At 52.7% G+C, this 5,670-nt stretch carries 7 protein-coding genes; 3 read left to right on the plus strand and 4 right to left on the minus strand.

The annotated features are described in order from the left end of the window. Positions 1-188 precede the first annotated feature (188 nt). The 4 genes from GAP13_RS12395 to GAP13_RS12410 all read right to left on the minus strand — a co-directional run bounded on the left by GAP13_RS12395 (position 189) and on the right by GAP13_RS12410 (position 3,177). Positions 189-752, minus strand: a complete 564-nt coding sequence (locus GAP13_RS12395) for a Spy/CpxP family protein refolding chaperone (RefSeq protein ID WP_158908611.1) — start codon at positions 750-752, stop codon at positions 189-191. Between the two features lie 103 nt (positions 753-855). Further along, the gene (locus tag GAP13_RS12400) at positions 856-1,794 is read right to left on the minus strand and encodes a hypothetical protein (RefSeq protein WP_158908612.1); all 939 of its coding nucleotides are present in this window, start codon (positions 1,792-1,794) and stop codon (positions 856-858) included. Positions 1,795-1,807: 13 nt separating this feature from the next. Then, complete coding sequence (locus GAP13_RS12405; RefSeq protein ID WP_158908613.1) at positions 1,808-2,482, minus strand: isoamylase early set domain-containing protein; 675 nt, start codon at positions 2,480-2,482, stop codon at positions 1,808-1,810. An 11-nt stretch (positions 2,483-2,493) separates the two neighbouring features. Beyond that, entirely contained in the window at positions 2,494-3,177 is a 684-nt protein-coding gene (locus GAP13_RS12410; protein ID WP_158908614.1) for an RNA polymerase sigma factor, read from the minus strand. Positions 3,178-3,314: 137 nt separating this feature from the next. On the opposite strand from GAP13_RS12410, the gene GAP13_RS12415 reads away from it, so the two are divergent. The 3 genes from GAP13_RS12415 to GAP13_RS12425 form a co-directional block, all read left to right on the plus strand. After that, positions 3,315-4,031: a hypothetical protein gene (locus GAP13_RS12415; RefSeq protein ID WP_158908615.1), complete on the plus strand. Its 717-nt coding sequence runs from the start codon at positions 3,315-3,317 to the stop codon at positions 4,029-4,031. A 179-nt stretch (positions 4,032-4,210) separates the two neighbouring features. Continuing rightward, entirely contained in the window at positions 4,211-5,398 is a 1,188-nt protein-coding gene (locus tag GAP13_RS12420) for a GGDEF domain-containing protein (RefSeq protein WP_158908616.1), read from the plus strand. 27 nt (positions 5,399-5,425) lie between these two features. Then, positions 5,426-5,670, plus strand: a 245-nt coding sequence (locus GAP13_RS12425) for a hypothetical protein (RefSeq protein ID WP_158908617.1), incomplete at its 3' end; no start/stop codon positions are given.

The following is a 5,670-nucleotide window of genomic DNA, read 5'->3' on the forward strand; positions in this document are numbered from 1 at the left end:
CCTCGCGATGGACACCCTTGGCGTTCGGCTACTGGTTCCCCTTACCGGGCCCAGACGGGACTTGGCAATGTATTGCCTCACCCGCTAGTGAGTGCGCCCTGCCGGGCGCACAATAGAAAAGCCGCGCGGCGCGTGTGGCCGGGCGGCTTAATCATTTGCGCTTCAGAGTTCAATCTGAGCTTGAGCAATTACTGGGCAGTCTGGAAGATTTTGTTGATCTCGAGAATGCTGTTGGTGCGGAGCTCCTGAATTTTCTTCTGGAGATCTGCGATCTTTGCTATTGTCTCGTCAATCTTAGCTTTGTCGGGGTTGGTGTCCCAGACATAGCCATTGAGTGCGAGTTTGAGCGAACGAAGCTCATTCTGCAAGGGTAGAATCTGCTCGGCAGTGTCCTGGACGAGCTTGTCCACTTTTGCCTTGTCTTCTGTTGAAAGCTTCTGATACTGGAAGTAGTGCAGAGCGCCATATCCGCTGGAACCCATCATGCCCATGCGGCCCATAAAGCCGAGGCTGGGGTTGAAAGATTTATTGTTCCATGTTCTGGGAACTGCAGTACCAGGAACAGTTGCCCAGCCTCTGGCTCCATATCCATATGAAGGAGCGACCGGCGTTGCTCGGTTAAATCCATAGCCAGGAACCGCGACACCCGGGCCACCCATTCTGCCGAAACCCTGCGCAAATGCGCCAGCAGTTACGGCGACGAGCATTGCGCCCACCATCAGAAACACAATCGCTTTTCTCGATGTTCTCATGTCCTTCCTCCCTAGAAGGTAATTTGTTGTTCACTAAGATGTCGCAGGGAAAAGGAGTTTGGTTCCAAAAATTTTTCACTTCATGAGCGCCACCAACCAGAAGCTATCTGCTGTTTGAGCCAGGGCTACCCCCAGTTTTGCCGTGGCTGCCCTGGTTCGTGCTGGCAGGAGGCTGCGGTTTTTCCGTAGGTGCATGCTGCGATCCCTGAGTTTTTCCTTCTTGAGCTCCACCGCCTTGATTCCCTTGAGGCATGCCCTGAGAACCGTTTTGGGTACCGGGGACAGAACCTGTTGCGCCTTCATCCGCGCTTTCATGCCCGCCAGAAGCCCCAAGCGATGCTTTTTCAAGCGCTTTTGTCAGCGCTTCGGAGCCGCGGTAACCAGCTTGAGCAAATGCATTCATTGATGCAAGAATCGAATCAAAGCGCTTCTCGTTCATATCGCTCGCTATGAGCGCGAGTGCAAGGCGCTCACGATCGGTTCCATTCAGCTGATATGTGGCCTGCGCCTCTGCCACCACCGAGAGTGCGGAAATCGCCCGGGAAAGAGCGCTTTCTCGCTTCCCGCTCTTTGCGATGGCGGCTTTCAGCGAAATTCGAAATTCATCCTCGCTTGTGCCTGCGCGCATCAGAATGAGTATTTGCTCAACCGCGGCAGTGGCTTTCTTTTTGTCGGAAGGGAAGAGACCATTTTCTTTTAGTATTAAAGCAGCTGCGATAGCGCGCTGCAGATCTCCTTGCAGGCTCGCTTGCAGTATGTTCGGTGAAACTTTTTTTCGCGCTCCTTCTTCGAGTCGCGAAGCCAAAATGGAATCGGAGAGTCCCAATGCCTGCATTTGGGAAGCCATTGCGATAACATCTTCACGAACCTGGCTGTAGAGGGCTGCATTCGCTGGCTTTTTGAACCATGCCTCGACCTCTTGCGCAAAGAGCAGAGAGGGAGCGCTCAGCATCAACACCGCCATGGCGATGCATGCAAAAAACGAAGTGCTGATGGTCATTGTCTTTTTATGCCAGATTCTTTTCGCTGTCACTTTTTCCATACCACCACCATTCTCATAGCCGCAATAGACTGCTCGAGCCGCCGAATCCGTCATCAACCATAGCGGGTACTTTGGGATCCGCAATCCATGTAGTTCCATTGATGACAAAATTATAGACATAGATATGCCCTTTTTTGAGAGGTACGGTTATTTCCCACGTACCTTCAGCCCCAATTTTCTTGAGTGCATACCCTTCGGGGCTCCAGGAAGTGAAGTCGCCAGCCAGCTGAACGGACTGAGCATCCGGCGCATTGAGCACAAATCTGACTGTGACTGTCCAGCCATTTCTTGTCCCGAAAAACAAGCCAAGCCCAAGACCGACAATGAAAATTGCAGCTGCCGCTGCAGCCAGCGCAGGAGAAAAACGCAGCACGCGCGCCTGGCGGGTCAGCGCCCGGCGTACTGGTGCCCGGTGCGCGGGCTCAATGCTCGGATTGCGCGTGGCGATCGCGGCCATCACATTATCTACGAACTGATCCTGGCCAGAGGTGATGCGCATTCCTGCTGTATACTCCTGTCCCTGCAAGGCTGCTGTATCCCGCTCGATCAGCGGCAGCAATATGCTGAATTGCTGCGCACATTCCTGGCACTGCTCAAGGTGCACCTTGAATTCGGCAACGCTGCCTTCCGGAACCTGGCCTTTCTCCCATGAGTCAACAAATGCATGTGTCGTTGTACAATTCATCATATACATATACCTCATGAAGACTGTTTTGGTTGCACATGATCGGCGCGTTGATGTGCTGCGGGTTCTGGTTCAGCGAATGGATGCGATGGAGCTTTGTTTTTTTCAATTGCTTGCCTCAAGGCCTTCCGCGCTCGGAACAATCTCGACTTTACCGCTTCTTGCCCAAGCTTCAGAACACTCGCCGTTTCCTCCACGGAAAGCTCGGCAAAATAGTACAGCTCCACAGGCTTTCTCAAATCGAGCGGCAAGGATGCAACAGCCTGCCTGAGCGCTTCGGCGCGAAGGTTTTGCTCGGCCTCTTCTGCGGGATCCGGAATCGGTGCGACGGCGATCTCTTTTGCAAAGGCCTCTTCTTTATGTTTCCTGGATGAAAAAAGCCTGAAGTGCGTCCGCACATTGTTTGCGGCGATTGCAAACAGCCACGAAGCGAAATTTTCATTGCTCCGAAAAGAAGCAAGCGATGCATAGGCGCGAATAAAGACTTCCTGCGCCGCATCGCGAGCATCTTCTTCCGAGCGCATTCGCGATCGGCAAAATGCCAGGACGCGCGCGCTGTATGTTTCGACAATCCGGCGATAGGCATTCGAGTTTCCTGCAAGTATTTCCTCGACTACGGCTTTTTCGTCGAAGCTCCCTTGATTGGCTTTTGCCTTGCTCATCGTAGACTGCACAGAGCTCGCTGCCTCTTTCTCCATAGCATCAAAGCATAACGCCGCCAAAGTTTTTTATCCAGCACAATTCCATGCAACCAAACCCGCTCTGGCTGCGTATCCTTTATTGACAATCGATTCCTGGAATCGAACATCAATTCTGAAAAAGGGACGGAGGTTACATGATGATCCCGAAACAAAAGCTTCTTGTTTTTGTATTGGTTCTGGCTGTGGGGTTTGGAAGTCTGTACAGCGCAGCTGCCCAGACAGCCGAAACAACTCCGGCGACGACAACCGACTCGACCGACTTGCAGGACGAAATTGCAGCAGTGGACGAGGCGGCCCAGATTGACAATACCGCGCTGCTGACAAAACTGAGCGCACAGTTCCAGGTCGATCTTGCGGTACTGCAGGATTTGAATGCCCAGGGATATACCACAGGGCAGATATGGCTTGCACTGGAAATTTCATTGCAATCGGGCAAGCCCCTCGCCGATGCAGTTGCGCAGGCTGCCAGCATGAATACTTCCGGGCATGGCTGGGGAGTACTCGCGCAAGCGCTCGGCATCGATCCTGGCTCGCAGGAATTCTTCGCCCTCAAAGAAAAATTGCAGATCCGCACGCGAACAATGGCTTCAGAAGTTGCTGCTGAACATGGCAACCGCGTTATGACGCAGCAGCAGACTCAGGAGCGGACGCAAACGAAAGCTCAAGTCCGGACCGAAAGTTCTGGTAAGCCTGAAAATGCAGGCGCCAGCCAAGGCAATGCACATGGTGCCAGCAGCGGCAAGAGCGGCGCGAATGGTGTAGGGGACGCTGGTGGTGGCGCCGGCAGCGGTGCAGCAGGCCATGGCAGCGCGAATGGCGCCGGCTCTATCGGAAATGGTCCCAAGCGCTGACAATTTCATTCCCGTTTGTGCGAGTATGCCCAGCTCAACCTCGAGCTGGGCATACTTTATGCTTTGAGCCATAAAGGGCATAGCGTTTAAAAATATGCAATGTACTCTCCATGCTGTATATTTCTCATTGCAAAAATCCGGCCGCCAGGTTTATATTTGAACCAAAGAGTGCCAAAATCATGGAAAATCTGCTGCGGGTCGAGCTCGATATCTACGCACTTCTTCTCGTTGCGGTGATGATGATCTCGCTGTCCAGGCGCCCTTTGCGGGAAGGGCCGCCTCTTGAGCGCTATTTTTTCCTGATTGCAGGAAGCATCGCCTTCATCCTCGTGCTCGATGCGCTTTCCTGGGCGTTGGACGGCATTCCGGAAAGCGGTGCGCGGTTTGCGCTGCATTTGACAAATACCCTGTACTACATGCTGTATCTTGTTCCGCTCGTCATATTTACACTGTTCATAGATCACATTTCGCGGCAAGGCACCTTTCCGGGCGGGGGTATGTTGCATGCCCTGGCGCTCGTTATAATCGTGCTGTTCGCTGCTGCTGCATTTACTTCGCCTTGGACCGAAGCATTCTATGATCTGGATGCAACGAATCACTATGTGCGGGGCAGGTTGTTCAATGCGCTCGTAACCGCCAGTTTTCTGATCGGGTTTATACCTGAATGCATCTTGTTTGCGCGGCGCAGAAACATGCCAAAGCGGATTTTCCGCTTGCTTGCGCTTTATCCCATTCCTATCCTTATCGGCGGCCTTTTCCAGTTCTATAGAGAAGGCTCCGCGATGCTCTGGCCCGCAGCAACAGTTTCGCTGCTTCTTGTGCATATCACGATCCAGCAGCGCAGTTTGAATATCGATGCGATTTCTGGCCTGTACAATCAGGCTGCATTTATGGAGATGCTTCAGAACTGGGCCGCCAATTCGCTGAATTCAGGAAATGCCGGCAATTCTGGAAATTCCGATAATTTCGGCGCGATACTTTTCGATATCGACAATTTCAAGCGCATTAACTTTGATAGCGGCTACGAAAAAGGCAATGAAGTCCTGCTCGCGACAGGATATGCGATCAAATCGGTATTGGGCCCCCGCGATATCGCTGCCCGGGTTGGAGCAGATGAATTCATCGTGCTTAGCCCTGCTGGCGCACCAGCGCTCGAAGATCTCGAGTCGCAGATACTCGCTCAGGTTCGCGAGATTGTCATTGCCGGCATCGATCAGGAATTTACGGTCTCAAGTGCGCACGCTGTCTTCGACCAATCCACGCATCCATCCCTTGACTCTTTCCTTCAGACGCTCGATTCGTTACTGTATAAGAAAAAAGAGAGTCTGAAGAATGTTCCGCTTCAGCCGGAATTGCCACTCTCTTGATTTCAGCAATCAAACGAGGAGTTGTTCATGTCCTTCATTCTCCAGAAAGAAACTGCTGTCCCCGAACTCGATTCACTGCTTCGCCTCTATCGCCACGAACAGACAGGAGCGCGTCTTCTATCAGTCATCAACAAAGACGAAAACAAGGTTTTCGGTATTACCTTCAGAACGCCGCCGCGCCGCAGCGATGGTGTTGCGCACATCCTGGAACATTCCGTGCTCTGCGGTTCCCGCAAATATCCTGTCAAAGAGCCCTTCGTTGAGCTCATGAA

The sequence above is a fragment of the Rectinema subterraneum genome (assembly GCA_009768935.1).
In the GTDB taxonomy this organism is placed as follows: domain Bacteria; phylum Spirochaetota; class Spirochaetia; order Treponematales; family Rectinemataceae; genus Rectinema; species Rectinema subterraneum.

What these genes read in the sequence shown, in the direction of transcription:
- GAP13_RS12395 (WP_158908611.1), bottom strand. Translation starts at nt 752, where the DNA reads ATGAGAACATCGAGAAAAGCGATTGTGTTTCTGATGGTGGGCGCAATG.
- GAP13_RS12400 (WP_158908612.1), bottom strand. Translation starts at nt 1,794, where the DNA reads ATGGAAAAAGTGACAGCGAAAAGAATCTGGCATAAAAAGACAATGACC.
- GAP13_RS12405 (WP_158908613.1), bottom strand. Translation starts at nt 2,482, where the DNA reads ATGATGAATTGTACAACGACACATGCATTTGTTGACTCATGGGAGAAA.
- GAP13_RS12410 (WP_158908614.1), bottom strand. Translation starts at nt 3,177, where the DNA reads ATGGAGAAAGAGGCAGCGAGCTCTGTGCAGTCTACGATGAGCAAGGCA.
- GAP13_RS12415 (WP_158908615.1), top strand. Translation starts at nt 3,315, where the DNA reads ATGATGATCCCGAAACAAAAGCTTCTTGTTTTTGTATTGGTTCTGGCT.
- GAP13_RS12420 (WP_158908616.1), top strand. Translation starts at nt 4,211, where the DNA reads ATGGAAAATCTGCTGCGGGTCGAGCTCGATATCTACGCACTTCTTCTC.